Origin of the sequence: Rheinheimera soli (assembly GCF_031457405.1) — a bacterium.
Classification (GTDB): domain Bacteria; phylum Pseudomonadota; class Gammaproteobacteria; order Enterobacterales; family Alteromonadaceae; genus Pararheinheimera; species Pararheinheimera soli_A.
On record NZ_JAVDWR010000014.1, the window covers coordinates 24,765 to 50,043 of the forward strand.

General features: G+C 46.5%; 27 protein-coding genes. 7 read left to right on the plus strand and 20 right to left on the minus strand.

Going from position 1 to position 25,279, the window contains the following annotated elements; translation table 11 throughout:
- Positions 1–188: 188 nt before the first annotated feature.
- From J2W69_RS15860 to J2W69_RS15875, 4 genes are all read right to left on the minus strand, one after another.
- Positions 189–1,514: a DUF2271 domain-containing protein gene (locus tag J2W69_RS15860; RefSeq protein WP_310280297.1), complete on the minus strand. Its 1,326-nt coding sequence runs from the start codon at positions 1,512–1,514 to the stop codon at positions 189–191.
- A complete protein-coding gene (locus J2W69_RS15865) occupies positions 1,514–2,425 on the minus strand; it encodes an EF-hand domain-containing protein (RefSeq protein WP_310280299.1) in 912 nt (303 codons plus the stop codon). The genes J2W69_RS15860 and J2W69_RS15865 overlap by 1 nt, the downstream gene beginning before the upstream one ends.
- Before the next feature lie 9 nt (positions 2,426–2,434).
- Positions 2,435–3,223, minus strand: coding sequence for a DUF4198 domain-containing protein (locus tag J2W69_RS15870; protein ID WP_310280301.1), 789 nt, complete (start codon positions 3,221–3,223; stop codon positions 2,435–2,437).
- Between the two features lie 150 nt (positions 3,224–3,373).
- Positions 3,374–3,943, minus strand: a complete 570-nt coding sequence (locus J2W69_RS15875) for a DUF1439 domain-containing protein (RefSeq protein WP_310280303.1) — start codon at positions 3,941–3,943, stop codon at positions 3,374–3,376.
- Positions 3,944–4,083: 140 nt separating this feature from the next.
- On the opposite strand from J2W69_RS15875, the gene J2W69_RS15880 reads away from it, so the two are divergent.
- Both J2W69_RS15880 and J2W69_RS15885 read left to right on the plus strand, forming a co-directional pair.
- Positions 4,084–4,272 (plus strand): hypothetical protein, encoded by a 189-nt coding sequence (locus J2W69_RS15880; protein WP_310280305.1) that lies wholly within the window; start codon positions 4,084–4,086, stop codon positions 4,270–4,272.
- Positions 4,273–4,355: 83 nt separating this feature from the next.
- Positions 4,356–4,796 (plus strand): hypothetical protein, encoded by a 441-nt coding sequence (locus J2W69_RS15885; RefSeq protein ID WP_310280307.1) that lies wholly within the window; start codon positions 4,356–4,358, stop codon positions 4,794–4,796.
- Between the two features lie 73 nt (positions 4,797–4,869).
- Here J2W69_RS15885 and glmU read toward each other — a convergent pair whose 3' ends face one another.
- The 15 genes from glmU to mioC form a co-directional block, all read right to left on the minus strand.
- Positions 4,870–6,234, minus strand: a complete 1,365-nt coding sequence (gene glmU, locus J2W69_RS15890; protein ID WP_310280309.1) for a bifunctional UDP-N-acetylglucosamine diphosphorylase/glucosamine-1-phosphate N-acetyltransferase GlmU — start codon at positions 6,232–6,234, stop codon at positions 4,870–4,872.
- A gap of 117 nt (positions 6,235–6,351) precedes the next feature.
- Entirely contained in the window at positions 6,352–6,768 is a 417-nt protein-coding gene (locus J2W69_RS15895) for a F0F1 ATP synthase subunit epsilon (protein ID WP_233080348.1), read from the minus strand.
- A 25-nt stretch (positions 6,769–6,793) separates the two neighbouring features.
- Positions 6,794–8,179 carry a F0F1 ATP synthase subunit beta gene (gene atpD / locus J2W69_RS15900; RefSeq protein ID WP_310280313.1) on the minus strand — a complete coding sequence of 462 codons (1,386 nt, stop codon included), beginning with the start codon at positions 8,177–8,179 and terminating at the stop codon, positions 6,794–6,796.
- Between the two features lie 31 nt (positions 8,180–8,210).
- Positions 8,211–9,071 (minus strand): F0F1 ATP synthase subunit gamma, encoded by an 861-nt coding sequence (atpG, locus tag J2W69_RS15905; protein ID WP_008897147.1) that lies wholly within the window; start codon positions 9,069–9,071, stop codon positions 8,211–8,213.
- Positions 9,072–9,125: 54 nt separating this feature from the next.
- Positions 9,126–10,667, minus strand: coding sequence for a F0F1 ATP synthase subunit alpha (gene atpA / locus J2W69_RS15910; RefSeq protein WP_310280317.1), 1,542 nt, complete (start codon positions 10,665–10,667; stop codon positions 9,126–9,128).
- 14 nt (positions 10,668–10,681) lie between these two features.
- Positions 10,682–11,215 (minus strand): F0F1 ATP synthase subunit delta, encoded by a 534-nt coding sequence (gene atpH / locus J2W69_RS15915; RefSeq protein ID WP_310280319.1) that lies wholly within the window; start codon positions 11,213–11,215, stop codon positions 10,682–10,684.
- 12 nt (positions 11,216–11,227) lie between these two features.
- Positions 11,228–11,698, minus strand: coding sequence for a F0F1 ATP synthase subunit B (atpF, locus tag J2W69_RS15920; RefSeq protein WP_008897150.1), 471 nt, complete (start codon positions 11,696–11,698; stop codon positions 11,228–11,230).
- A gap of 51 nt (positions 11,699–11,749) precedes the next feature.
- Positions 11,750–11,983: a F0F1 ATP synthase subunit C gene (gene atpE, locus J2W69_RS15925; RefSeq protein ID WP_004335261.1), complete on the minus strand. Its 234-nt coding sequence runs from the start codon at positions 11,981–11,983 to the stop codon at positions 11,750–11,752.
- 44 nt (positions 11,984–12,027) lie between these two features.
- On the minus strand, positions 12,028–12,888 hold the full coding sequence (atpB, locus tag J2W69_RS15930; protein ID WP_310280384.1) for a F0F1 ATP synthase subunit A: 861 nt from the start codon (positions 12,886–12,888) through the stop codon (positions 12,028–12,030).
- A 15-nt stretch (positions 12,889–12,903) separates the two neighbouring features.
- Entirely contained in the window at positions 12,904–13,299 is a 396-nt protein-coding gene (locus J2W69_RS15935) for an ATP synthase subunit I (RefSeq protein ID WP_139056377.1), read from the minus strand.
- 108 nt (positions 13,300–13,407) lie between these two features.
- Entirely contained in the window at positions 13,408–14,301 is an 894-nt protein-coding gene (locus J2W69_RS15940; protein WP_310280386.1) for a ParB/RepB/Spo0J family partition protein, read from the minus strand.
- A gap of 22 nt (positions 14,302–14,323) precedes the next feature.
- On the minus strand, positions 14,324–15,118 hold the full coding sequence (locus J2W69_RS15945) for a ParA family protein (protein ID WP_008897154.1): 795 nt from the start codon (positions 15,116–15,118) through the stop codon (positions 14,324–14,326).
- Between the two features lie 27 nt (positions 15,119–15,145).
- The gene (gene rsmG / locus J2W69_RS15950) at positions 15,146–15,763 is read right to left on the minus strand and encodes a 16S rRNA (guanine(527)-N(7))-methyltransferase RsmG (protein WP_310280388.1); all 618 of its coding nucleotides are present in this window, start codon (positions 15,761–15,763) and stop codon (positions 15,146–15,148) included.
- Between the two features lie 14 nt (positions 15,764–15,777).
- Positions 15,778–17,667, minus strand: a complete 1,890-nt coding sequence (mnmG, locus tag J2W69_RS15955) for a tRNA uridine-5-carboxymethylaminomethyl(34) synthesis enzyme MnmG (protein ID WP_310280390.1) — start codon at positions 17,665–17,667, stop codon at positions 15,778–15,780.
- Between the two features lie 533 nt (positions 17,668–18,200).
- On the minus strand, positions 18,201–18,638 hold the full coding sequence (gene mioC / locus J2W69_RS15960; RefSeq protein ID WP_310280392.1) for an FMN-binding protein MioC: 438 nt from the start codon (positions 18,636–18,638) through the stop codon (positions 18,201–18,203).
- 165 nt (positions 18,639–18,803) lie between these two features.
- On the opposite strand from mioC, the gene J2W69_RS15965 reads away from it, so the two are divergent.
- The 5 genes from J2W69_RS15965 to J2W69_RS15985 all read left to right on the plus strand — a co-directional run bounded on the left by J2W69_RS15965 (position 18,804) and on the right by J2W69_RS15985 (position 23,837).
- Positions 18,804–20,639 carry a DEAD/DEAH box helicase gene (locus J2W69_RS15965; protein WP_310280393.1) on the plus strand — a complete coding sequence of 612 codons (1,836 nt, stop codon included), beginning with the start codon at positions 18,804–18,806 and terminating at the stop codon, positions 20,637–20,639.
- Positions 20,640–20,752: 113 nt separating this feature from the next.
- Entirely contained in the window at positions 20,753–21,175 is a 423-nt protein-coding gene (gene trxC / locus J2W69_RS15970) for a thioredoxin TrxC (RefSeq protein WP_405047894.1), read from the plus strand.
- Between the two features lie 122 nt (positions 21,176–21,297).
- Positions 21,298–21,789: a YbhB/YbcL family Raf kinase inhibitor-like protein gene (locus J2W69_RS15975; RefSeq protein WP_310280395.1), complete on the plus strand. Its 492-nt coding sequence runs from the start codon at positions 21,298–21,300 to the stop codon at positions 21,787–21,789.
- Positions 21,790–21,825: 36 nt separating this feature from the next.
- On the plus strand, positions 21,826–22,620 hold the full coding sequence (locus J2W69_RS15980) for a sulfite exporter TauE/SafE family protein (protein WP_310280397.1): 795 nt from the start codon (positions 21,826–21,828) through the stop codon (positions 22,618–22,620).
- A gap of 26 nt (positions 22,621–22,646) precedes the next feature.
- Positions 22,647–23,837: a YbfB/YjiJ family MFS transporter gene (locus J2W69_RS15985; RefSeq protein ID WP_310280399.1), complete on the plus strand. Its 1,191-nt coding sequence runs from the start codon at positions 22,647–22,649 to the stop codon at positions 23,835–23,837.
- Between the two features lie 8 nt (positions 23,838–23,845).
- On the opposite strand, the gene mnmE is transcribed toward J2W69_RS15985, so the two are convergent.
- Positions 23,846–25,210, minus strand: a complete 1,365-nt coding sequence (mnmE, locus tag J2W69_RS15990) for a tRNA uridine-5-carboxymethylaminomethyl(34) synthesis GTPase MnmE (RefSeq protein WP_310280401.1) — start codon at positions 25,208–25,210, stop codon at positions 23,846–23,848.
- Positions 25,211–25,279 lie beyond the last annotated feature (69 nt).

Below are 25,279 nucleotides of genomic sequence, written 5' to 3' on the forward strand. Positions count from 1 at the left end.
AGTTGTGGTGAGTCCACAAGATGGCGTTATGCTAGATCAAATGAGAACCATTCTCAACAATAAAATTCAACTTATTTTTATATATTTCAATAGCTTAAATTTAAAAAACGCAAAAAGCTCCCTATCCAGAGAATAGGGAGAACAACAGGAGTTGGGAGGCAACTCAACAGGAATTTGATACTAAATACTTAGCCGTCTTTGCTCTGCAGCTGCAGGCGCACCAGCCCCAGTTCAGCTTCACCTTGTAGCTCTACCGGCTTCAGATCAGCTTGCCAGTTCAACGGCAGAGTTAAATGTTCATGGCCACCATGTTCACGAGCCACTTCCAGGTGCAACTGATACTGACCCCAGGGCATTACAGCACCCTGCTGATCACGACCATCCCACTTCAACTGATAAGTACCGGGTTTTTGGGTAGCACCGGCAATCTGATCAATTTGTTCAGGATTTTTCCGACCCAGACGCCGCCACCAGTGACTCAGCTCCTGATACCAGCGGCTTTGCTGGCCGACCAGACTCAATTGGCGCACAGGTTTTTTCTGCTGATCGGTCAGCCATACCGAAACATAAGGTCTTTTGTAATTCCCATCGCTGAATTTAGGCAACTGATAACTAATCTGTAGCTGCTGTGAACTTTGGCTTTTATCGGCCAGATAGTTGTACCAGGACTCAGTCGCATACCAGTCGGCCGAATCCGTTTTGAGTAAAGCCGCTGCACCTTGTTGCTCCGTAAGCTGTTGGCCTTGCTTCAGATCCAAAACCGCCAGACTTTGCGCCAGCACATAAGCAGTGACTGCATCTTTAGCAATAACTGTAGCCGTTGGCCCATATTCTACAGGCCAGCCTTCCGATGGCTTTAACAAAGGGCTAAAGGTCCGGTACGACACTTTATAGCCCTGACGAGCATCAGCTGTTTCGGTCTGAGCTAAAGCGACTGAACTCAGTTCCAGCTGCTGCAGTAAAGCTTGTTCCACTCCCAAACTTAACACAGCGCTGCCCCTGTCAGACCAAAACAAGCGACTGACACCGGATTGCAGTTCCAGCCGCTTCAGCCCTGAAAACCAGCTTTTGAGTAGCACAGCTGCCTCGTCTAACAAGCGGGCATTGGCCACACCTTCGAGTTGCCAGACCACAGCCTTGTCATTAGTTTCAGACACAACCAGTTGCTCTATAGCTCTGGTTTGACGACGTAGCTCTACTCTGTCTGGCAACACTTGCTTCTCAACAGCTTGTTGCCATTGCTGCGCTATAGCACCTAAACGGCAGCTATAACTCTGCTGGCTTTGAGCGCGCCATAATTCACACAGCTTAATCAACTCTGGATCTTTAGCTTTAGCCGCAGATAACCAGTGTTGAAATTCAGGGAGTCTGGCCTGCCAGTCCTTTTGGCTGACACCTTCCAGTTGCAGTTTCAGCTGCTGCCCTGCAATAGTCTGCTGATAGCTGACAGTGTCAGCCAGCACCAGCGCAGGACAAAGCGATAACAGCGTCAATGGCCAGACAAAACTTTTCATTACTCAGCCGTACCTTTGTTTTTGTCGGTATGAACAACAGGCAATGCTTCGGCCATAGTCACTTGCTGGTTTTGATCTGTGTCCCAGCGTTTGAACATACGCTCGCCTGAGGCATGAAACTCAGCGGCACTGATGTACTGGTTATTGTCTTTGTCCAAAGCTTTAAAACGCACTGCGGCTTGTTTTAACTGGGCGCTGCGGGTTTTGGCAATCTGACGGTCCAGACGGTCAACAAATTCGTTCAGGTACTCATCGCTACTCAGCTCGCCATTTTTATCCAGATCGGTACGGGCAAAAGCGGCATCACGTTGCTGTTGGTATTCAGCTTTGTCGACCTTGCCGTCGCCGTTCTGATCGTACATATCCAGCATACCTGCCACACTGTGGGTCGTTGGCATCACTAAAGCCGGACGGGCACGCACTGGTTGTTTGGCATCGGGTTTACGCTCGCGCTCTGGCAGCGGATCGGCTTTGCTTATTACTCCATCTTTATTCGTATCGATATAAGCAAAAGCTTTGTCACCAGAGGCCTGGTATTCATCTTTACCTATGCTTTTACTTTTGTTTGTATCCAAAGCTTCGATACGCACCAGGGTTTGTTTAATCTGACCAGTGCGTTCTGCGTCCAGCTTTTTATCTAAACGACCCGCGTACTCATTGACGTATTCGTCCACAGACACCTGGCCATCCTGATTTTCATCCATAGCGCTGTAACGTTGCTGGCGTACCTGCTCAAATTCGGCCTGACTGACAATGCCATCTTTATTCTGATCATAGTCCTGAATAAAACTGGCTTTGCCTTGAGCTGTTGGCTGATGCGCTGGTTTTTTTGGCGCTTTTTCATCCGCAGCTAAATAACAGCTGGAGATGGCTAAAAATAAAGTTAGGGCTGTGCTTCTGCGTTGCATCATAAACTCCTGTTATTCAGTGACTTCAACTACAGCGCTATAGCTGTAACTGTAGGTTGGGGCTTTGGCACCAGCTGGGGCATCAGTACGAAAACGGGTCAGCAGCAAATAAGTGCCGGTTTTATCCAGCTCAAAATTCAGCTGGCCTTGTTGATCCGTAGTGAGTTCTTTTGATGCTTTGGTTTCGGCTTCGGCAGAGTTAGCCGAATACACCTGCACTTTTTGTTCAGCCAAAGCTTTGCCGTTATAAAGCACTGTGGCTTTGATCGGGCTTTGGATATACAAATCGTTGGGATGGCTTTGGAACACCAATTCCAGCCCCTGATTGGTTGGCTTTAATGCGGTTTGGCTTGGCGCGCCTTTACTGACATAAGTTTCAGCCAGAGTAACGGACTGAAAATGCGCCATTAACTTAGCACCAGCAGGAATTTGTTCTTTTGGATCTCTGCTGTTATGGGTTTTACCGTCCTGCTGCCAGCTACGAAATACAGCGCCATAACGCTGACCAGTGCTGAATTTGTAGGTGCCGTCTTGCTCAAGTTGATGAGCCACTGCAGTACGGGTTTTGCCTAAAAACAGCTCTTTGGGCTCAACAGCTTTGCCGTCTGGTTGCAGCACTTTAAATTCGCTTTGATCAAAACGAACTTCAGGCACAAAAAACTTATCCGCAAACGCAGCATCCAGCGTCACCCAGCCTCCTAAAGGTTCAAAACTAGCAGGAGCCAGATAAGGAGTATGAGCAGAAGCAGTAAAAGCCAGTACTAAAGAGGCAGAACAAAGCAGGGGTTTGAGTTTACACATAAAGCGCTCCAATGAATGAGAATAGATCTCATTTAAATAATGGGCGCCACTTTAGATCAAATGAGAATCGTTTGCAACTAGATCATTTCATCTTTACATTAAACAAGCTAAAAGGCCCTTCAATTCGGGGCCTTGCTGGCAAAATAGTAATTACCGGGCTGAATAATTAGGCTTTAACAGCAACTCACCCGGCTGCAACACTAAAGTTAAAGGCATACCGCATAAGACTTTTTCTGTCACTTTGTTACAATCGAGCTTATAGATAGGCTGACGGTTCAGCACTTGCGTCAGGATAGCTTTGGCTTCGTTACTCAAAGGGGCCAGTTTTAGCTGAGAGCTACCGCTGCCGACACTGGAATCCAGAATAGTCAGGTTTTTCAGATAAATTGCATTTCGTTCGTCGTCAAAATAAGGCAAAGCCGACAAGTGTAATTTCAGATCCGTATGCAGAGGTTTAAATAACGCATCCACTTCAGCCCCTAAAGCCAGCTTTAATTCGATCTGTTGTTTATTGTCTGGTGCCAGTTGCAGCTCAAGCTGCTGCACTGTCAGAGTCAAAGGTAAACCTAACATTTTACCTTTGCCTTGCTGTTGCTCTAATTGGCTTAGCAATAAGCGCTGTAATTCCTGCTGTTTCAGGCTAAACATATCCAGATGATTCAGTTGAGTGCAAGAAGCTAACAGCAACAGTGAAAGCGCCAGTATTGGGTGTTTATTCAAGGTAATGTTGTCCGTTTTACGCTGGTGTGGCGCGAACTTTAGCAAGAACGGCTGAACCTTTGCTGATTTATTTCGTATTGCTTCCAACTATTTCACCATTGCATACGACTTAGTATCAGAACTTCAGGAGACGGAGACCCATGATGAATACACCGGAACAAATTCAGTTACCCGGCCTGCGCCAGTTGCTCAGCGCTTTTGTTGTGCTGGTGCTGATCCTGCTGGCTTTTGATTCAGCATTGCAGTGGCTAAGTTTTAGTTTGCAGCAGCAACCTTTTGTAGCTCCGGAGTTATTGCTGCCAATGAGCTGGCTGGCGATATTGTTTTAACTTTTTATTAATGAAGTGGCTTGACCTGCATTTGTGCTGTTTTTATTATCCTTATGACCGGATGAGAGAGACGAGAGCAAAGGATGACATTTAAAGAAATCATGGCCGATAAAAAGGCGAAACACTGGGCCTGTTTAAGTTGGGGTGGAAGCCTACTGCTGTTGGTGTATTTTCTTTACGCTGAGCAAGATCTACTCTTGTTTACACCGCTGATTTATTCACTCTTGCTTGCCGTCCTGCCTTTCACGCAAAAAAACCAAACTTATCAGCTATTCCCGGAATATTTCGACGATCCGTTAAGCCAGTTGCGGTTGGAAGGCGAAATGCTTCACGTGAAACAACATCAGCTGACGCTGGCTAATGTTAATAAGGTGGCCATTGATCAACTGGATGAAACAAAAGCCTTTATTGATTTCCCTTACACTATGTACGGCAAACTAAAATTCAGTTTTCCGGCCAAAGAGCTGCCAACAGTAAAAGCCTTTTTTCAGCAGCATTGCCCTGATATTCAAATCATCCGCTGAGCCCTGAAAGGGAAAGTATTAAAAGCAAAAAACCCGCCAACAAGGACGGGTTTTGTTTGTATTCAGCCAGTCATTATTTCTTAATCTTCACCGGTCTTTTCCAGCCGCTGATATGGCGTTGTTTAGAGCGGGCCACTACCAGTTCATCGGCAGCAACACTGCTTGTTACCACAGAACCAGCACCTACAGTGGAGTTCTGACCTAAAGTCACAGGAGCCACTAAAGAGCTGTTGGATCCAACAAAAACACCGTCTTCTATGGTGGTGACAAACTTATTGGCGCCATCGTAGTTACAAGTGATAGTACCTGCACCTACGTTTACTTTGCTGCCAATCACCGCATCGCCTAAATAAGTTAAATGGTTAGCTTTGGAGCCAACTCCTAAAGTGGTTTTTTTCAGTTCAACAAAGTTACCTACATGGCTGTCATCGGCTAATACTGAATCCGGACGGATACGGGCATAAGGGCCGACAGAGCAGCCAACTCCAACAGTGGATTTTTCAATCATGCTGTTGGCTTTAATTTCGGTGTTATTGCCTATCACTGCATCTTTAATCACACAGTTAGGGCCAATCACTACGCCGTTACCCAGCACCACTTTGCCTTCAAAAATCACGTTGATGTCGATCATCACGTCACAGCCCACTGTGACATCACCACGAATATCAATACGGGCAGGGTCACGCAGGTTAGCGCCGTTTAACATCAGTTCTTCCGCTTTACGCGCCTGATAAGCACGCTCTAACTGAGCCAGTTGCACGCGGTTATTAGCGCCTTCGGTTTCAATAGCTGTCGCAGGATGAGCTGTGGTGATATCCACCCCTTCTTTATGCGCCATAGCGATAATATCGGTCAGGTAAAACTCGCCTTGTGCATTGTTATTTTGCAACTGGCTCAGCCATTTTTTCAGCTGTTTGCCAGGCACAGCCATAATGCCGCTGTTTATTTCGGTAATTTTCAGCTGTTCGGCGTTGGCATCTTTTTGTTCAATAATACCCACCACTTTGCCGTTTTCACGCACCATACGGCCATAACCCATAGGGTTTGCCAGATGCACAGTCAGCACAGCTAAACCATCGGCAGATTTCGCTGCCAGCAGTTGCTCTAAAGTTTCTTTGCGGGTTAAAGGTACATCACCGTACAGCACCAGCACAGTGTCATTATCGGCGATGTGAGGCACAGCCTGCTGTACAGCATGGCCAGTCCCTAATTGTTCGGCTTGTAATACCCAGTGTAAATCCTGTTCACCCAAGGCAGATTTCAGTTGTTCAGCACCATAGCCATACACCAGATTAACAGACTCTGCGCCTAAAGAACGCGCCGTGTCGATCACATGCTGCACCATAGGGCGCTCTGCGACTTTGTGCAATACTTTAGGTAAATCTGATTTCATCCGGGTGCCTTTGCCGGCAGCCAGGATCACAACGTTTAAAGCCATATCAGCCAATCCTTTTATTACAATGCAGCGATTTTAACGGAAAACAGCTGAAATTACAGTGAATGGACGAATAAAAAAAGCCACCCGAAGGTGGCTTTTTGGCATGCAGTAATCCGCTTATTTTTTGCGAAGTTTCTGAATTAAACGTAACTGGGCAATAGCTTCAGCCAATTGAGCTGCAGCTTCTGCGTAGTTGAAGTCAGCGCCTGCGTGTTGCATCGCTTCTTCCGCACGTTTCTGAGAGGCTAATGCAGCCTGCTCGTCCAGATCTTCAGCCCGTACCGCAATGTCGGCAAGCACTGTGATGCTGTGAGGCTGAACTTCCAGCACGCCACCAGCAACATAAATCAGATGCTCTTCGCCAAACTGTTTGACGATACGAACCATACCAGGCTTGATTCCAGTAAGAAGCGGAATGTGGCCAGGTAAAATACCCAGCTCACCTTCACTGCCTGTTACCTGAATGGATTCCACCAGACCAGAAAAAATCCGTTCTTCGGCGCTTACCACATCCAGTTGTACTGTCATTGCCATTTCGCTCTCCTAAAGCTGCAGTTGATTACAGCTTCTTCGCTTTTTCGATGGCTTCGTCGATAGAACCAACCATGTAGAAGGCTTGTTCTGGCATGTGATCGAACTCACCGTCCAGAATACCTTTGAAACCACGGATAGTTTCTTTCAACGGAACGTATTTACCTGGTGAACCAGTGAATACTTCAGCAACGAAGAATGGCTGAGACAGGAAACGCTGGATTTTACGTGCACGGTAAACCACAGTTCTGTCTTCATCAGACAACTCGTCCATACCTAAGATGGCGATGATGTCTTTTAATTCTTTGTAACGTTGCAGCACTGACTGTACGCCACGGGCTGTATCGTAGTGTTCTTTGCCGATCACTAACGGGTCCAGCTGACGTGAAGTAGAGTCCAGTGGATCGATTGCCGGGTAAATACCCAGAGAAGCGATGTTACGAGACAATACCACTGTCGCATCTAAGTGAGAGAACGTAGTAGCTGGTGACGGGTCAGTTAAGTCGTCCGCTGGTACGTAAACCGCTTGTACAGATGTGATAGAACCAGTTTTGGTTGAAGTAATACGCTCTTGCAGTACACCCATCTCTTCGGCCAGCGTTGGCTGGTAACCTACTGCAGATGGCATACGGCCTAACAGAGCTGATACTTCAGTACCGGCCAGTGTGTAACGGTAGATGTTGTCCACGAAGAACAGAACGTCACGGCCTTCGTCACGGAACTTCTCGGCCATAGTCAGACCTGTTAAAGCTACACGTAAACGGTTGCCTGGCGGCTCGTTCATCTGGCCATACACCAGTGATACTTTGTCCAGTACGTTTGAATCGTTCATTTCGTGATAGAAGTCGTTACCTTCACGAGTACGCTCACCTACACCGGCGAATACAGAGTAACCACTGTGCTCGATTGCGATGTTACGGATCAGTTCCATCATGTTTACAGTTTTACCAACACCGGCACCACCGAACAGACCTACTTTACCGCCTTTAGCAAACGGACATACCAGGTCGATAACCTTGATGCCTGTTTCTAACAGAGCGTTTGAAGCGGCTTGATCTTCGTAGCTTGGCGCTGCACGGTGGATAGGCATACGCTCTTCTTCACCGATTGGGCCTGCTTCGTCGATTGGCTCGCCTAACACGTTCATGATACGACCTAAAGTCGCTTTACCTACTGGTACGTGGATGGCTTTGCCAGTGTTAGCCACTTCAGCGCCACGACGTAAACCGTCGGTTGAACCTAACGCGATAGTACGTACAGTACCGCCGCCCAATTGCTGTTGTACTTCAAGTACTAAACCAGCCAGGTCGCCGCTTGTTACGTTTAACGCGTCATAGATACCAGGTACCGATTCTTGTGGAAAGTCGATATCCACAACGGCGCCAATGATTTGGACTACCTTACCTTGACTCATGTTTAATCCTCTAATTTCTGTAACCTTAGCCTTAAACAGCAGCGGCCCCACCAACGATTTCGCTCAGTTCCTGGGTAATAGCTGCTTGACGTGCTTTGTTGTAAACCAACTTCAGGTCATCCATTAAGCTACCAGCATTGTCTGTTGCGGCTTTCATCGCAACCATACGGGCAGCTTGTTCGCTGGCGCCGTTTTCAACTACACCCTGGTACACCTGAGACTCTACGTAACGGTCCAGTAATTTATCTAAAATCACCTTTGGATCCGGTTCGTAAATGTAATCCCAGCTATGGCTTTTCGCTGCTACGTCTGCTTTTGGCAAAGGTAAGAGTTGTTCGATCACTGGCTCTTGTTTCATGGTATTTACAAACTTGTTGTACACCAGGAACAAGCGGTCGATACGGCCTTCCTCGTATGCGTTCAGCATTACGCGGACCGAACCAATCACATCAGCCAAACGTGGGGTGTCACCAGCTCCAGCTTGTTGTGCCAGCACTTTACCGCCAAAACGTTTAAAAAACGCTGTAGCTTTGTTGCCGATCACTGCAATCTGAGCCTGGGCTCCCTGCTCTTTCCAGCTTTTCATGTCCAGAGCAATACGTTTGAACTCATTGGTATTTAAGCCGCCGCAAAGGCCACGGTCTGTCGATATCACAATGTAGCCAACATTTTTTACCGGACGTTCCGTTAAGTACGGATGACGGTATTCAATGCTGCCGTTTGCGATATTGCCGATCACTTTGCGCATACCTTCAGCGTATGGACGGCTATGTGCAACCCGCTCTTGCGCTCTGCGCATTTTGCTGACTGCTACCTTTTCCATTGCGCTGGTGATCTTACGAGTATTATTAATACTCCCGATCTTACTTTTTATCTCTTTTGCGCCGGCCATGACTAATCTCCGAAAGTTTCAACGACCGGGTGCGGTTGCCCACACCCGATATGTTTACCAAGTCTGAGTTGCTTTAAACTTCTCAATAGCGCCTTTTAATGTCGCTTCGATTTGGTCGTTGTAGTTACCGGTTTTGTTCAGATCAGCCATAAAGTCAGCGTGCTCTGAGTGCATGTAAGCAGTTAAAGCGGCTTCAAAATCAAGGATTTTGGCAACTTCAATGTCTTTCATGTAGCCTTTTTCGATAGCGAAAATAGACACACCCATGTCAGCAACGCCCATTGGCGCGTATTGTAACTGTTTCATCAGTTCAGTAACTTTCTGGCCGTGGTCTAACTGCGCACGAGTCGCGTCATCCAGGTCAGATGCGAACTGAGCGAATGCCGCCAGTTCTGAGTACTGAGCTAAGGCTAAACGGATACCGCCACCCAGCTTTTTGATGATTTTTGTTTGAGCAGCACCACCAACACGGGATACCGAGATACCAGCGTTTACAGCTGGACGGATACCGGCGTTGAATAAACCAGATTCTAAGAAGATCTGACCGTCAGTGATCGAAATTACGTTGGTTGGAACGAACGCAGAAACGTCGCCAGCCTGAGTTTCGATAATTGGCAGTGCAGTTAAAGAACCAGTTTTGCCTTTCACTTCACCGTTAGTTAAACGCTCAACATAATGCTCGTTTACACGAGATGCGCGCTCTAACAGACGGCTGTGGAGATAGAATACGTCACCCGGGTAAGCTTCACGGCCTGGTGGACGACGTAACAACAGAGAGATTTGACGGTAAGCAACGGCTTGTTTAGACAAGTCATCGTATACGATCAGTGCATCTTCACCGCGGTCACGGAAGTATTCACCCATAGTACAACCAGAGTATGGCGCCAGGAACTGCAGTGCAGCGGCTTCAGAAGCTGAAGCTACAACAACGATAGTGTGGGCCAGAGCGTTATGCTCTTCCAGTTTACGTACTACGTTAGCGATAGTAGAAGCTTTTTGGCCTATAGCTACATAGATACATTTCACGCCAGAAGTTTTCTGGTTGATGATGGCATCAATAGCTAAAGCCGTTTTACCTGTCTGACGGTCACCGATTAACAATTCACGCTGACCACGACCGATTGGGATCATGGAGTCAACTGACTTGTAACCAGTTTGCAGAGGTTGGTCTACTGAACGACGATCGATAACACCCGGAGCGATTTTTTCTACTGGTGCAAAACCAGCAGCATCGATTGGGCCTTTACCGTCGATTGGCTCACCTAAAGTGTTCACCACACGGCCTAATAAGCCTGGGCCAACTGGTACTTCAAGGATACGGCCAGTAGATTTAACTTTTGTACCTTCACGCAGGTCCGCATAGGGACCCATAACTACAGCACCTACTGAGTCGCGCTCAAGGTTTAATGCGATAGCGTAACGGTTGCCTGGAAGCTCAATCATCTCACCCTGCATACAATCAGCAAGGCCATTGATACGAATAATACCGTCTGTAACAGCGACTATAGTACCTTCGTTGCGAGCTTCACTGACAACCTCAAACTGCTCAATACGTTTTTTGATCAGTTCAGAAATTTCAGTGGAATTCAGTTGCATGCTCTAATCCCCAATTATGACTGCAGTGCAGTAGCTAAACGATGTAATTTGCCACGAACCGAGCCATCAATAACCATATCACCGGATTTGATAACCATACCGCCAACGACGGCCGGATCTACACTGCAGTTCAATTTTACTTTACGTGCTAAACGTTGCGATAAAGCTTCAACCAGTTTGGCTTGCTGAGCTGCGTCTAATTCGGTCGCGGAAACCACTTCTACAGTGGCTTCTTTTTCATATTCAGCTTTTAACTGAATAAAGGCGTCGAAGACTTCAGGCAAAGCTAACAAACGGTGGTTTTCAGCCATGATCCGGATCAGGTTTTGGCCCGAACTATTCAGCTGTTCTGCGCATACTTTGATAAAAAAGTCAGCTTGCTTTTCTGAAGAACCTAAAGCGTGTAAGCGTGAAGCTACTTCAGTGGTTTTTGCAACTTCAGCTGCGAAAAACAACATGGTAGCCCACGAATCCAATGCTTTTTGTTCTACAGCAACGTCAAAGGCTGCTTTAGCATAAGGACGAGCAACGATAGTCAGTTTAGACATGGCTCACCCTCATTAAAGTTCTGCGACCAGTTTTTCCAGGATGTCGCTGTGTGCAGCTGCATCAATAGAACGCTGAAGAATTCGTTCAGCACCAGCTACAGCTAACACTGCAACCTGCTTGCGCAATTCTTCTCTGGCTTTAATACGTTCAGCGTCAATTTCGGCTTTAGCCTGAGCAAGGATTTTCTCGCGCTCAGACTGAGCTTTCACAGAAGCTTCATCAATAATTTGTTGTTCACGCTTTTTAGCTTGATCAATTAACGCAGAAGCCTGTGTTTTGGCTTCAGCTAATTGCTGCTTAACCTTGTCCTGAACCAGACGTAAGTCTTGTTCAGCGCGGTCAGAGGCTGCTAAACCGTCAGCAATTTTTTGCTGACGAGTTTCTATGGCACCAATCAATGGTGGCCATACAAACTTCATGCAGAACAGCACGAACACTGCGAAGGCTATTAATTCCCCGAGTAGAGTGGCATTAAGATCCATGACCCCTCCTCCTATTAAAGTTGTTGTTCATTAAAAAACGTGTGTTTTGAATTACAGAACGAACAACAACACCATCGCAATACCAACACCGATCATCGCTACCGCATCGATCAGACCTGCAAGGATAAACATTTTAACTTGCAGTGAAGGAGCTAACTCTGGCTGACGGGCACAAGCTTCTAAGAACTTACCACCCATGTTACCGAAACCAATTGCAGTGCCGATAGCACCGAAACCGATTAACAGAGCAACAGCGATATATTTTAAACCTAATACTAGTTCCATTTTTTTCTCCAAAGTTTCAATTGTTAAAGTTAAAGCGAAATCTTCTAGTGATTGTCAGCGCTGGCCATGCTCAGATAAACAATGGTCAGCATCATAAATACAAAAGCTTGTAACACGATAACCAGGATGTGGAATACAGCCCAGATAAAGTGCAGTGGTAACTGCATCAGACCCACAGCGCCGATCAGGATAAAGATCAGCTCGCCGGCATACAGGTTACCGAACAGACGCAGTGCCAGCGAGAATGGCTTGGCCACTAATGCAATCAGTTCTAATAACAGGTTGAACGGTACCAATAAGGCTTGCACGAACACATTTGAAGCGTGGAAAGGGTGCAGAGTTAATTCTTTAATAAAACCTGTCACACCTTTAATTCTGATCGAGTAACCAATCATCAGTAAAAATACGCCAATAGCCAGAGCTGCTGTCAGATTGATATCAGTGGTTGGTACTATTTTCATGTACACATCATGTGAGTTGACGCCAAAACCAGCTTCGCCGACATAACCGGCAAATGCAGGAAGGAAATCAACAGGGATTAAGTCCATCAGGTTCATTAAGAACACCCAAACGAAAATCGTCAGGGCCAAAGGAGCAATAAGTTTGCTTTTGCCGTGGTAAGTGTCTTTCACGTTGTTGGCTACAAATTCAACAACCATTTCGATAAAACACTGGAATTTACCTGGTACGCCCACAGTGGCTTTGTTCGCTGCTCTTTTGAATAAAAACAAAAAAAGCAAACCTAAACCAATAGACCATGCCAAGGTATCAATGTGCCATGTCCAGAAGCCAGCCTCACTACATGCTTTGTTAAACGCGACACTGCCATCGACAGTACACATTTTTGCATTAGTAAGGTGGTGCTGAATATGACCGGTGAGAGTAATCTCTTCGCCTGCTGCCATTTTTAGTCCCAATAGTTAATGTTTAAAAAAGAAACCTGTACAAAACTGCAGCATCACTACGATAGAGTAGGTCAACAAAAAAGGTGCGGCTTCAATGGCCGAACCGCTTAAAACAGCTGCAAATAATAAAATACTGATCATCGTTTTCAGAGATACGGCCTTTTGCATCATCTGCCTGGCCAATTCTTGATTTTGTGATGCATCCACTTTAAACGATAAAAAAACAAATACTACATTAGCAATAACAGCAATAAGTCCGCCTTTTAAGGCTGATTTCGCTTCAAGCTCGCCAAAATAAAAGAAACAGGCGGCGATCAAAAACGTCAGAGCCAGCTGAAAAATAACAAATTTATAGGCTTGCTTCTTGTTCTGTTCGTGTGAAGCCACTGTAATTTGTTCAGTCTGAACCATCTGTAAACCACGGTTAAAATGCCGTCGCAAGTATACTTATCTGCCTTTTTTTTGCAAGAAAAAGCGGGCTTACTCTAGTTTTTGTCTGAGATAGTGAAAAATTACAACCTAGGATTCAGAATCCTGAGTCTGCAATTTGCTCAATATGCCTTCCAGCTCATCTAAACTGCTGTATGAAATCACCAGATTGCCTTTGCCTTTTTTGTTGTAATTAATCTCAACAGCGGCAGCAAAACGTTCACTTAAGCGTTGCTCCAGCGAACTAACATCCGGATCTTTTACTTTAGGAGCCGCTTCAGGAGCAGGTTCCAGCAGTCGACGCACCAGATTTTCAGTGTCCCGCACAGTCATTTGTTTTGCAGCCACTATACGGGCAGCATCCGATTGTGCAACACCATCTAAAGCTAATAAAGCACGGGCATGGCCCATTTCGATATCACCATGCTCGAGCAATAACTTCACATCGTCATTCAGCTGGTTCAAACGTAATAAGTTAGTGACACTGGCGCGGGATTTACCCACTGCATCAGCCACCTGCTGATGGGTCAGTTCAAATTCAGACAACAAACGCTGCAAAGCAATAGCTTCTTCCATCGCATTCAGATCTTCACGCTGAATGTTTTCAATCAGGGCAATAGCAACGGCGGCTTCGTCTGGTACATCTTTGATAATGCAAGGAATAACATCCAGCTGCGCCAGTTGGCTTGCACGCCAGCGTCGCTCACCAGCGATGATTTCATATGACTCTTCACCCACCTGACGAACTACTATGGGCTGAATAATGCCTTGAGAACGGATGGAACTGGCTAAGTCTTCCAGCGCATCCTGTGACATATCTTTACGCGGTTGGTATTTACCAGGTTTGAGCCATTCAATCGGCAGTTTTTGTAATTCGCTGCGTTGGGCTGAAGAAAAGTTGGCGTCATTCTGTTGATCAGACACAGGTTTAGTAGTGAGTAAAGCGTCTAAGCCCCGGCCTAAGCCACGTTTTTTTACCGACATCTTCAGTTGTATTCCTTGTCAATTAGGCGGGAGTGGATGTTTTTACCGTTTTTTTATCAGCGCGACGTAAAATTTCGCCCGCTAATGCCAGATAGGCTTTGGCCCCTGTTGAACCTTTGTCGTAATACATCACCGGGGTGCCAAAACTTGGCGCTTCTGCCAGTCGCACGTTACGTGGGATCACAGCACGGTATACTTTATCGCCAAAATGTTGTTTCAGCTGTTCAGACACATCATTGGCCAGGCGATTTCGCGGGTCGTACATAGTACGCAGAATACCTTCAATTTTCAGATCGGCATTCACCACGGACGTCAGCTGGTTGATGGTGTCCATCAGGGCAGTTAAGCCTTCCAGCGCATAGTATTCACATTGCATAGGCACCAGCACAGAATCGGCGGCGGCCATTGCATTGACCGTCAGCATGTTCAGCGCTGGCGGACAATCAATAAAAATAAAATCATAATGCTGGCGGGCATCTTTTAACGCATTACGTAACCGCAGTTCACGGGCAAATACGTTGAGTAAACGTACTTCGGCTGCAGTCACATCAGAATTTGCTGCGATCAGGTGGTAACCACCAGCAGTTTCTTTTACCACGACTTCGGCAAAAGGTTTTTCTTCTACCAGCAATTCATAGGCACTGGCATGCACGGCGTATTTGTCGACGCCACTGCCCATGGTGGCGTTGCCTTGCGGGTCTAAATCTATCAGCAGCACCTTGCGTTTGGTTGCGGCCATAGAGGCAGCCAGATTGACCGCTGTGGTTGTTTTGCCCACACCACCTTTCTGGTTTGCAATAGCTATGACTTTTCCCACAAGGACCCCAATAAGAATTTAATTAAATTAGACTTTCTCCAACACCACCAGATAACGTTCGGCGTTCAGTGTTGGCACCTGTAACGGATGACTGCCGACAACTTTAACAAAATTCGGCAAAGCTGCAATTTCTTCTTGAACCAAAGCGCCTTTCATGGCTAAAAACTGGCCATCAGCAGCTGGTAAATGCTTACACCAGTTCACCATATCTGTCATTGAAGCAAAAGCACGACTTAGCACCGCATCATACCCTGTTTCCGGTTGATGATCTTCAACCCGACTCTGAATAGCTTCAAAGTTCTGTAGTTTCAGCTGCAATTTGACATGATTTAAAAAGCGAATGCGTTTGCCAAGACTGTCCAGCAGGTAAAATTGCTTGTCTGGCAGAGCTATGGCCAGTGGAATACCAGGTAAACCAGGGCCAGTGCCTACGTCAATAATACGTTTTCCGCTGACAAAAGGAGCCACAGCTAAGCTGTCCATAATGTGTTTCACCAGCATTTCTTCCGGATCACGCACTGAGGTCAGGTTGTAAGCGCTATTCCATTTATCCAGCAGCTGAACATAAGCCACCAGTTGCTGCAGTTGGTGTTCAGATAAAACTAAGCTGGTCTGAGCGACCAGCTTTTTTAATTTTTCCAGCATGATGATCCCAATGCTTAAGCAGATTTGCGCAGTAAACCCTGTTTTTTCAGGTAGACCAGCAATAACGAAATAGCGGCAGGCGTGATGCCTGAAATACGCGAAGCCTGACCCATAGTTTCAGGTTGTACCTGATTCAGTTTCAGTATCACTTCGTTGGATAAACCTTTCACCGCTTTGTAATCAAAGCCTGCAGGCAAACGGGTATTTTCGTTACGTTCCTGCCTGGAAATCTCATCCTGCTGGCGATTGATATAACCTTCGTATTTGATTTGAATTTCAACCTGTTCTGCAGCAGCAGGATCGGCTAAGCCCGGGCCTACCAGATCAATTTTCATCAGATCCTGATAATTCACTTCGGGGCGACGGATCAACTCTTCCAGACTGGCTTCTTTGCTCAGTGGAGTTTTCACCAACAGGTTCACTTGTGCCAAAGCTGCGTGTTGTGGGTGGATCCATTGCTGTTTTAAGCGCTGACGTTCCAGTTCAATTTGTTCTATTTTCAGGTTAAACGCAGCCCAGCGATCATCGTCAACCAAACCTAACTCACGGCCTTTGGCAGTTAAACGAATATCGGCATTGTCTTCACGTAACATCAGACGATATTCAGCGCGGCTGGTGAACATGCGGTACGGCTCTTTGGTACCCATAGTGGTCAGATCGTCAATCAGAACACCGACATAGGCCTGATCACGGCTTGGTGTCCAGGAGTCTTTGCCCTGAGCAGAAAGCGCTGCGTTCATGCCTGCCATTAAGCCCTGAGCACCTGCTTCTTCGTAGCCTGTGGTGCCATTAATTTGGCCTGCAAAAAACAAACCTTTGATAAATTTGGTTTCCAGTGACGTTTTTAAGTCCCGTGGATCAAAAAAGTCATATTCAATGGCATAACCAGGCCGGGTGATATGGGCATTTTCCAGACCTTTAATCGAACGCACCAGGTTTAACTGCACGTCAAAAGGCAAGCTGGTAGATATCCCGTTTGGATAGAGCTCGTGTGTGGTTAAACCTTCTGGTTCAATAAAGATCTGATGTTTATCTTTGTCCGCAAAACGAGTGATCTTGTCTTCAATCGAAGGGCAATAACGTGGGCCTATGCCTTCAATCACGCCAGTGTACATGGGGGATCTGTCTAAACCATTACGAATAATATCGTGTGTTTGTTCATTGGTGTAGGTGATATGACAAGGGATCTGAGTCGGTTGATCCTTGTGCGATCCCATAAACGAAAATACCGGAGTAGGGTTATCACCTGGCTGTGCCTGCATCACTGAAAAATCAACAGTTCTGGCATCAATACGAGGTGGAGTACCTGTTTTTAAACGGCCGACACGGAAAGGTAATTCACGTAAACGTCGTGCCAGAGCTATGGATGGCGGATCACCAGCACGACCACCACTGTAATTTTCTAAACCAATATGGATCTGGCCACCAAGGAAAGTTCCTACTGTCAGCACCACTGATTTGGCTTTAAATTTCAAACCCATTTGGGTCACTACACCACAGACCTGATCGTTTTCAACGATCAAATCATCACAGGCTTGCTGAAAGATCTTCAGATTTGGCTGGTTTTCAAGGACTAAACGCACAGCTGCACGATAGAGCTGACGGTCAGCCTGAGCACGGGTTGCACGTACGGCAGGGCCTTTAGAACTGTTTAAAGTTCTGAATTGGATCCCGGCACGATCCGTCGCTTTCGCCATGACACCACCGAGGGCATCAATTTCTTTTACCAGATGGCCTTTACCAATGCCACCAATGGCCGGATTACAGGACATCTGACCCAAAGTCTCAACGTTGTGAGTCAGCAATAAAGTTTGCATTCCCATGCGGGCCGCAGCAAGCGCAGCCTCAGTGCCGGCGTGACCACCACCAACAACGATGACATCAAATGTTTCCTGATAAAGCATATAGGCCTCGAACTCAAAACCAGTTCTGTAAAAAGGGCGCGTATTGTAACTGGATCTGAGGCATAGGGAAACGATTAAAACTCGATCACGATCCTCGAAGGATCACTAATAATATATAAGGATCTTTAAAGAGATCTTTTTATTATGTTTACTACTATAGAGCCACTTTTCTGTGGGTAACCCTTGATCTGTTTTGAAGATCAATCAGTTAAGAAGGATCGGATCCTGTGATCAACACAAGATCCTGGGTCGAACAAGCGGTGTTTAACTAGCTCTTTTATACACAGGGCATAAAACCTGATTTGTTACGCAGAGGATAACTTCAGCTTTTACATAAGTTATAACTACACTTATACACATTCAGTATTAAATTTAACTAAAACTGTGGATAACCATGTTTAACTGGATCATAAGTATGATCCTCTATATATAGCAGTGGATCATGATCGGCTTATAAAGAGCAAAGGCCCTTTCTTGACGGGCCTTTGAGTGAATAACAGTAAAAGATCCTGTCCTGTATAACTAAGACAGCTTTAAGGCAGGCTTTTAATAAATTCAGGCAGCCAGACTAAAGCTTGATCTTCAGGCAGTTCAGCCGTCAAAACATCGATATCCAATCCTGGTAATAATAATCTGCCGCCTAAAGACGCAAATAAGTCGGAGATTTTTTTACCAGCCAGACAAAAAGTATCGTAACTGGAATCACCTAAAGTGATCACTGCGTAGGAAACTGTGGTAAGATCTGTTCGATCTTGTGCTAATTGATCCACAAAAGGTTGGATATTATCGGGCAGATCCCCTGCGCCATACGTCGAAGTGACGACTAACCAGATACTATGTCTGGTTATCAGTGTTAAATCAGGGGTGAGATGAAGTTTTACTTCATAACCCGCTTTTTCCAAAGTTTCAGCTACTTGTTCTGCTGCATATTCCGCAGCGCCCATTTGGCTGCCCACAAGGATCTCAATCATACTGCATCCTATTGTCAGTGAAATGATTGGCTATACTACTGGAATTAAAACGTGCAAAGCGAATGCTTCTTGCACCTTTTTGGGTATTTTTACTGCAAAGCAGGCTCAGTAAATCTACGATAGCACAAACCGTTCGCCTGCGTGTTATTGAGGTTTATACAATATATGTCCGAGTCCATGTCTTTTTCCCAGCTAGCGCTGCCGGAACCTATTCTTCGTGCAGTTTTAGAACTTGGTTATGAACATCCGTCTCCAATTCAGGAAGCGGCTATTCCTAAGTTATTAGCTGGTGAAGACTTGCTAGGCCAAGCCCAAACAGGTACAGGTAAAACAGCTGCATTTGCACTGCCTTTATTAGCCCGTTTAGATCCGGCCCAAAATGATCCACAAATTTTAGTGTTGGCACCAACCCGCGAACTGGCTATCCAGGTTGCTGAAGCGTTCCAGGCTTATGCCCGCTATATGCCGGCTTTCCATGTTCTGCCTTTATATGGCGGTCAAAATTACACTACTCAGTTAAAAGCACTGAAACGTGGTTCTCAGGTTATTGTTGGTACGCCAGGCCGTATCATGGATCACCTGGACCGTGGCACTTTAGTGCTGGATAAACTGCGTGCCATAGTACTGGACGAAGCCGACGAAATGTTGCGTATGGGTTTTATCGATGATGTGCAAACTATCATGGATGCTACTCCGCCAGGCCGTCAGGTCGCTATGTTCTCTGCGACTATGCCAAACCAGATCCGCGCTATTGCTCAGAAGCATTTGAAAAATGCTCATGAAGTGAAAATCGAATCAAAAACTTCGACTGTTGAACGTATTCAACAGCGTTATGTGATGCTGGACAATAATCAGAAGCTGGATGCGTTGACCCGTATTCTGGAAGGCGAAGAATATGATGCAAGCATCATTTTCGTCCGTACCAAAAGTGCGACTGAAGAAATTGCTGAAAAACTGGGTGCCCGTGGTTATGCAGTTGCCTGCTTAAACGGCGATATGAACCAGGCTCACCGCGAACTGACTATCCGTCGTTTAAAATCGGATCAGTTGGACGTGATAGTAGCAACAGACGTTGCTGCCCGTGGTTTGGACGTAGAACGTATCAGTCTGGTTATTAACTATGACATTCCATACGATAGTGAAGCTTATGTACACCGTATAGGTCGTACTGGCCGTGCTGGTCGTGATGGTAAAGCTATCCTGTTTGTATCACCACGTGAGCGTCGTTTACTGCGCACTATCGAACATGCGACCCGTCAGCCGATTGAAAAAATGTCGCTGCCAACAGGTCAGGTGATCGAACAACGTCGTATAGAGTCTTTCCGTGCTCAGTTAGCTCAGACCATTGAAGCGAAAAACTTAAGCTTCTTCCAGGATCTGGTAAACGACTGGCGTGAAAAGTTAGAAACTACTGATACTGATATGGCCGCTGCCTTATTGTATCTGGCGCAGAAAGATTCTCCGTTAAACGTAGCGAACCAGTTCCCGGAAATCCGTGAGCCACATAGCCGTGACCGTGATGATCGTGCTCCGTCTTCAGGCCGTGACAAGTTTGCCCGTGGCGACAGACCAGAACGTTCAGGAGACCGCCCTGAACGTGGCGGCGATCGTCCACCACGTCAACGTCGTGAATTAAAAGGTGATTACACCAATTATCGCATTGAAGTGGGTAAAGAGCATGGCGTACGCGCTGGTGACATAGTTGGTGCTATAGCCAACGAAGCCAACATCGACAGCCAGTTCATCGGTAACATCAAGCTGTTTGATCATTTCAGTACTGTAGAATTACCAGCCAATATCCCGGCTGAAACTATGCAGCACCTGAAAAAGGTTTATGTGCGTAAGCAAAAACTGAACATCAGTGTGGATACTGGCTCAACAGCTGGTAGTTCAACCTCAGGTTCAGCTCCAGGCTCAGCACCACGTCGTGAACGCACTGAATCAGGTTCAGGCCCGCGTCCAGGTGCAGCTCCACGTGCACCACGTAAGCCAAGAGATTAATCTCTGACTTATTAAATTAAGGACCCGACGAAAGTCGGGTTTCTTGTTTTTGCCCCTATAAAAACCTCTCCAGTGCCCATATTTAGCTTCAATAGCCAACTCTGGAGCCAGTTATGATTATTGCCTGTCCTCACTGTTCAACCTTAAACCGGGTGTTGCCGGAAAAGTTTGCCGATCATCCCAAATGTGGTCAGTGCAAAGACTCGCTTTTTGCCGGAAAACCCATAGAGTTAACCCAGCAGAACTTTGTTAATCAGATCCAAAAGTCAGAATTGCCTGTAGTAGTGGATTTTTGGGCCAGTTGGTGTGGACCTTGTCTGAACTTTGCGCCGGTATTTAATCAGGCTGCTGCAGAATTAGAGCTGCAATTTCGGTTTGCCAAAGTAAATACTGAACAGCAACAACAGCTGGCGGCACAGTTTCAAATTCGTTCCATTCCTACTTTAATGCTGTTTAAAGCAGGCAAACTGATTGCCCAGCAATCTGGTGCTATGCCAAAACAAATGTTTTATCAGTGGTTACAGCAACATAGCTAAACATAGTATGGCTGCAGAGTTATAACCTGAGTTGGTCGCAAAAGTCTGGATTTGCCTGGCAGCAAAGTTCAGACTGATGCTCTATTTCCCGCTTTGTATTGAGCCAAATCTAAGGAAACACCATGACATCCAGTGTATTTCAACTGACCAGTCCGGATATCCGTGAAGGCCATTTTATGGCAAAGACTTTTGAATTTAATGGTTTTGGTTGTGACGGCCCTAATTTATCACCAGCGTTAAACTGGCAGAATGCGCCAGATGGTACTCAAAGTTTTGCTATTACCGTCTTTGATCCTGATGCGCCTACAGGTTCAGGCTTCTGGCACTGGCTGGTTCTGGATATCCCGGCCACTGTCACTTCGTTGGCTCAGGGCGCTGGTAATGGTCAGTTACCAGCAGGCAGTCGTTCTTTTAATAATGACTATGGCAGCAAAGAATTTGGTGGCGCTTGCCCGCCTGAAGGCCATGGTATGCATCGTTATCAGTTTACGGTCTGGGCTTTACCGGAAACCACTTTAGCTGTGCCTGATGGTGCCAGCGCTGCTGTGGTCGGTTTTATGCTGAATGCAACTGCTATTGGTAAAGCCACTTTAACTGCTACTTATGCTCGTTAATCAGAGTTTTGATCTAAGCCTGCGAGCGAAAATACTATGGATCTGTGGGTACTGACGTTATTTATTTTTGCAGGTGTGGCAGGCGGATTATTGTTGGGCCTGATCGGTGTAGGCATGGCTTTGGTGACTGTGCCTTTTTTAACTTTTATGCTGCCATCTTTAGGTTTTAGTGCTGAAGTTGCCCCTGTCATAGCCCTTGGCAGTTCGATGCTGATTGCCGCTATAGGTTCTGTTTCTTCACTGCGGGTACATCATCAAAAGGGCACTATCAACTGGGGGTTGATCCGGTTGATGTTACCAGCCAGCCTGTTTGGCGTTGTTGCAGGTTCCTTGCTGGTCACCCGCTTGCCCGCTTTATGGCTGCAATCTATCTTTGCTGCTTTTTTGTTGTATGTGGCTTTTTCAATGCTTCAACCTGCTTCACCAAAAACGGCACAGCTGCAACAGCCACCCTCAAATCAACTATTGCGCTGGTTTCCTGCTTTAGTTGGAGCCACCGGCAGTTTTATCGGTGCTGGTGGTGGTGTATTAATGGTGCCATTTTTAAGTCGTTTTATGGCGATGCCCAAAGCTGTGGCCAGTTCAGTGGCTGTTGGTTTTCCTGTGACAGTATTTGGTGCCATCTCCTATATGCTGCAAACAGCTCCAGTTAATCATCCGGATCTGATAGGCGCTGTCTATTGGCCTGCAGTGCTCGGAATGAGTATAGGTTCTGTGGTGGCTGCTCCGCTTGGAGTGCAGCTAGCGACTAAAGTACCTGCTGCTTTATTGAAAAAATTATTTGCCTGCGTATTACTCTTGATAGCTCTAAAGATGCTGCTGTCTTTTTAAAACATTCTGGCTAAGGAAGCCTGTTTATGTCTGATCCAGTGGCCCGCCGCATCCTGTTGGCTGGTTTTTTTAGTCAGCTATTGTGTCTGGGCATAGCGCGTTTTGCTTACACTCCGCTTATTCCTTTAATGTCCGGTGCTGGTCTTACTGAAGCTTTGGCTGGTTATTTAGCCGCAGTGAACTATTTGGGCTATTTTGCCGGTGCTTTATTGGCAGTGCGCCTGAAAAACTGGCAATGGAAATTTTATGCTTACCGTACAGGTTTAGTTTTTGCTGTGATCAGTACACTAGCCACTGCTTATAGCTCAGATCCGTTGTTTTGGGGCTTGTGGCGCTTTCTGGCGGGTTTAAGTTCGGCTGCTTCGATGTTATTAGCCTCAGGTCTTATTTTGCAGCAGCTGGCTGCGCGTGGTGCTAAAGCTGAACTGGGTTTGCATTTTGCAGGCCTGGGTTTAGGCATCGCCTTGGTGGCTTTATTGGTGGAACTCTTTAGTGTTGTCACTTTAAGCTGGGATCAACAATGGTTGGCTTTAGGCGTGCTAGGACTGGTGCTGATGATTCCAGCCTGGCGCTGGTTGCCTGCACCACAGCTGTCGTTATCCACTAACAATGCAGCTGCAACACCTCTAGCTTTGCCCCGTAGTTTCCTCTGGCCTTTGTTTTTAATGTATTTTTGCGCCGGTTATGGCTATGTGGTCACTATCACTTTTATTGTCGCTATGGCGAGTCAAAATGCCGAACTGACAGGTTTTGGTAACTGGGCATTTTTTGCTTTAGGAATTGGAGCGGCACCAGCAGCGATACTTTGGGATCGTGTCGCGCGATTATCTGGTTATTTAGTGAGTTTACGCTGGGCTTTGCTGCTGAACGCGCTGGCTATTGTATTGCCTGTGCTCTGGAGTCAGAGCCTGGTGTTGTTCTTCAGTGCCTTTTTATTTGGTATCAGTTTTGTTGGCTGTGTCAGCTTAATGCTGACGATGGCAGGGCGCTTATTACCGGAAAAACCAGCTCAGCTGATGGGGAAGATGACGCTTTGTTATGGCACTGCGCAGGTACTAGCTCCTGCTATCAGTGGTTATTTAGCCAAACAAAGCGGCAGTTTTGATTCAGGTTTACTGCTGGCCAGTGTGATTACTTTATGTGGAGCCGCAGTACTGACGCTGCTTATCCGCCGTACCGCCAGCGATCATCTGGCCATGCGGGGTAGCAGAGAATGATGGTTTTGTTATTTGCCGATACAAAAGCTCGAGAAAATCCTGCCCAATAAATCATCCGAACTAAATTCGCCGGTGATTTCATTCAGGTGTTGCTGAGTCAGGCGTAGTTCTTCTGCTAACAGCTCGCCCGCTAAGTGGTTATGCAACTGAGCGTCGCCTATGGCTAAATGCTCTGCAGCACGTTCCAGCGCGTCTAAATGGCGGCGGCGGGCGATAAAACTGCCTTCAGTATTGGCGTCAAAGCCCATGCAGGCTTTTAAGTGATCACGTAACTCTTCTATACCGGAATTGGTTTTGGCGGAAATATGAAAGACAGGATAGTCACCGTCCTGACTGGCGCCTGTAGTTTCGCCTGTTAAATCGGCTTTATTACGAATGACAGTTAAGCCTAAATCTTTAGGTAAACGTGACATAAAGTCTGGCCAGATGTCAGCCGGGCTGGTGGCATTGGTTGTGGTGCCGTCAACCATAAATAGCACACGGTCTGCTTGTTCTATTTCCTGCCAGGCGCGTTCTATGCCTATTTGTTCCACTTTGTCTGTGGCTTCGCGTAAACCTGCAGTGTCGATAATGTGCAAAGGCATACCGTCTATATGAATATGCTCTCGCAGTACATCACGGGTAGTGCCTGCTATTTCTGTCACTATGGCGGCTTCACGGCCTGCCAAAGCGTTTAATAGGCTGGATTTACCGGCATTAGGCCGGCCTGCAATTACCACGCGCATGCCTTCACGTAAAATGCTGCCTTGTGTGGCTTGTTTCTGGATGCCGGTTAAGTCAGAGATAATGGCTGCTAAGTCTCCTGCTACTTTACCGTCAGATAAAAAGTCGATTTCTTCATCCGGAAAGTCGATAGCAGCTTCGACATAAATTCGCAGATAAATCACTTTTTCGACCAGGTCATGAATTTTTCGCGAGAACTCACCCTGCAACGAATGCATAGCTGAACGTGCTGCCTGCTCTGAGCTTGCGTCAATTAAGTCGGCTATGGCTTCGGCCTGAGTTAAATCTAATTTATCGTTTAAAAATGCCCGTTCGGAAAACTCGCCTGGACGGGCTATACGCACATCTTTCATCTCCAGTACACGGCGCAGCAGCATATCCAGAAGCACGGGGCCACCGTGGCCTTGTAATTCCAGTACATCTTCACCGGTAAAGGAATTAGGGCCTGGGAAATACAGCGCTATGCCCTGATCCAGAGTTTGTTGCTCTGCATCTAAAAACGGCAGGTATTCAGCAGTACGAGGTTTAGGTATTTTGCCCAGAATGGCAGAAGCCACTGCAGATACGGCAGGGCCTGATACCCTTATTATTCCTACACCGGCACGACCTGTGGCTGTGGCCTGAGCTGCAATAGTGTCTGTGCTGTACATAAAACCTCGTTTTAAGAAACCAAATGTTCAAATGTAGAAAAACAAAAAGGCCTGAGAACAGGCCTTTAA

Excerpts from the sequence above, each read along its gene's own strand:
- J2W69_RS15860 (WP_310280297.1), bottom strand. The coding sequence starts at position 1,514 with ATGAAAAGTTTTGTCTGGCCATTGACGCTGTTATCGCTTTGTCCTGCG.
- J2W69_RS15865 (WP_310280299.1), bottom strand. The coding sequence starts at position 2,425 with ATGATGCAACGCAGAAGCACAGCCCTAACTTTATTTTTAGCCATCTCC.
- J2W69_RS15870 (WP_310280301.1), bottom strand. The coding sequence starts at position 3,223 with ATGTGTAAACTCAAACCCCTGCTTTGTTCTGCCTCTTTAGTACTGGCT.
- J2W69_RS15880 (WP_310280305.1), top strand. The coding sequence starts at position 4,084 with ATGATGAATACACCGGAACAAATTCAGTTACCCGGCCTGCGCCAGTTG.
- J2W69_RS15885 (WP_310280307.1), top strand. The coding sequence starts at position 4,356 with ATGACATTTAAAGAAATCATGGCCGATAAAAAGGCGAAACACTGGGCC.
- glmU (WP_310280309.1), bottom strand. The coding sequence starts at position 6,234 with ATGGCTTTAAACGTTGTGATCCTGGCTGCCGGCAAAGGCACCCGGATG.
- J2W69_RS15895 (WP_233080348.1), bottom strand. The coding sequence starts at position 6,768 with ATGGCAATGACAGTACAACTGGATGTGGTAAGCGCCGAAGAACGGATT.
- atpD (WP_310280313.1), bottom strand. The coding sequence starts at position 8,179 with ATGAGTCAAGGTAAGGTAGTCCAAATCATTGGCGCCGTTGTGGATATC.
- atpG (WP_008897147.1), bottom strand. The coding sequence starts at position 9,071 with ATGGCCGGCGCAAAAGAGATAAAAAGTAAGATCGGGAGTATTAATAAT.
- atpA (WP_310280317.1), bottom strand. The coding sequence starts at position 10,667 with ATGCAACTGAATTCCACTGAAATTTCTGAACTGATCAAAAAACGTATT.
- atpH (WP_310280319.1), bottom strand. The coding sequence starts at position 11,215 with ATGTCTAAACTGACTATCGTTGCTCGTCCTTATGCTAAAGCAGCCTTT.
- atpF (WP_008897150.1), bottom strand. The coding sequence starts at position 11,698 with ATGGATCTTAATGCCACTCTACTCGGGGAATTAATAGCCTTCGCAGTG.
- atpE (WP_004335261.1), bottom strand. The coding sequence starts at position 11,983 with ATGGAACTAGTATTAGGTTTAAAATATATCGCTGTTGCTCTGTTAATC.
- atpB (WP_310280384.1), bottom strand. The coding sequence starts at position 12,888 with ATGGCAGCAGGCGAAGAGATTACTCTCACCGGTCATATTCAGCACCAC.
- J2W69_RS15935 (WP_139056377.1), bottom strand. The coding sequence starts at position 13,299 with ATGGTTCAGACTGAACAAATTACAGTGGCTTCACACGAACAGAACAAG.
- J2W69_RS15940 (WP_310280386.1), bottom strand. The coding sequence starts at position 14,301 with ATGTCGGTAAAAAAACGTGGCTTAGGCCGGGGCTTAGACGCTTTACTC.
- rsmG (WP_310280388.1), bottom strand. The coding sequence starts at position 15,763 with ATGCTGGAAAAATTAAAAAAGCTGGTCGCTCAGACCAGCTTAGTTTTA.
- mnmG (WP_310280390.1), bottom strand. The coding sequence starts at position 17,667 with ATGCTTTATCAGGAAACATTTGATGTCATCGTTGTTGGTGGTGGTCAC.
- mioC (WP_310280392.1), bottom strand. The coding sequence starts at position 18,638 with ATGATTGAGATCCTTGTGGGCAGCCAAATGGGCGCTGCGGAATATGCA.
- J2W69_RS15965 (WP_310280393.1), top strand. The coding sequence starts at position 18,804 with ATGTCCGAGTCCATGTCTTTTTCCCAGCTAGCGCTGCCGGAACCTATT.
- trxC (WP_405047894.1), top strand. The coding sequence starts at position 20,753 with ATGATTATTGCCTGTCCTCACTGTTCAACCTTAAACCGGGTGTTGCCG.
- J2W69_RS15975 (WP_310280395.1), top strand. The coding sequence starts at position 21,298 with ATGACATCCAGTGTATTTCAACTGACCAGTCCGGATATCCGTGAAGGC.
- J2W69_RS15980 (WP_310280397.1), top strand. The coding sequence starts at position 21,826 with ATGGATCTGTGGGTACTGACGTTATTTATTTTTGCAGGTGTGGCAGGC.
- J2W69_RS15985 (WP_310280399.1), top strand. The coding sequence starts at position 22,647 with ATGTCTGATCCAGTGGCCCGCCGCATCCTGTTGGCTGGTTTTTTTAGT.
- mnmE (WP_310280401.1), bottom strand. The coding sequence starts at position 25,210 with ATGTACAGCACAGACACTATTGCAGCTCAGGCCACAGCCACAGGTCGT.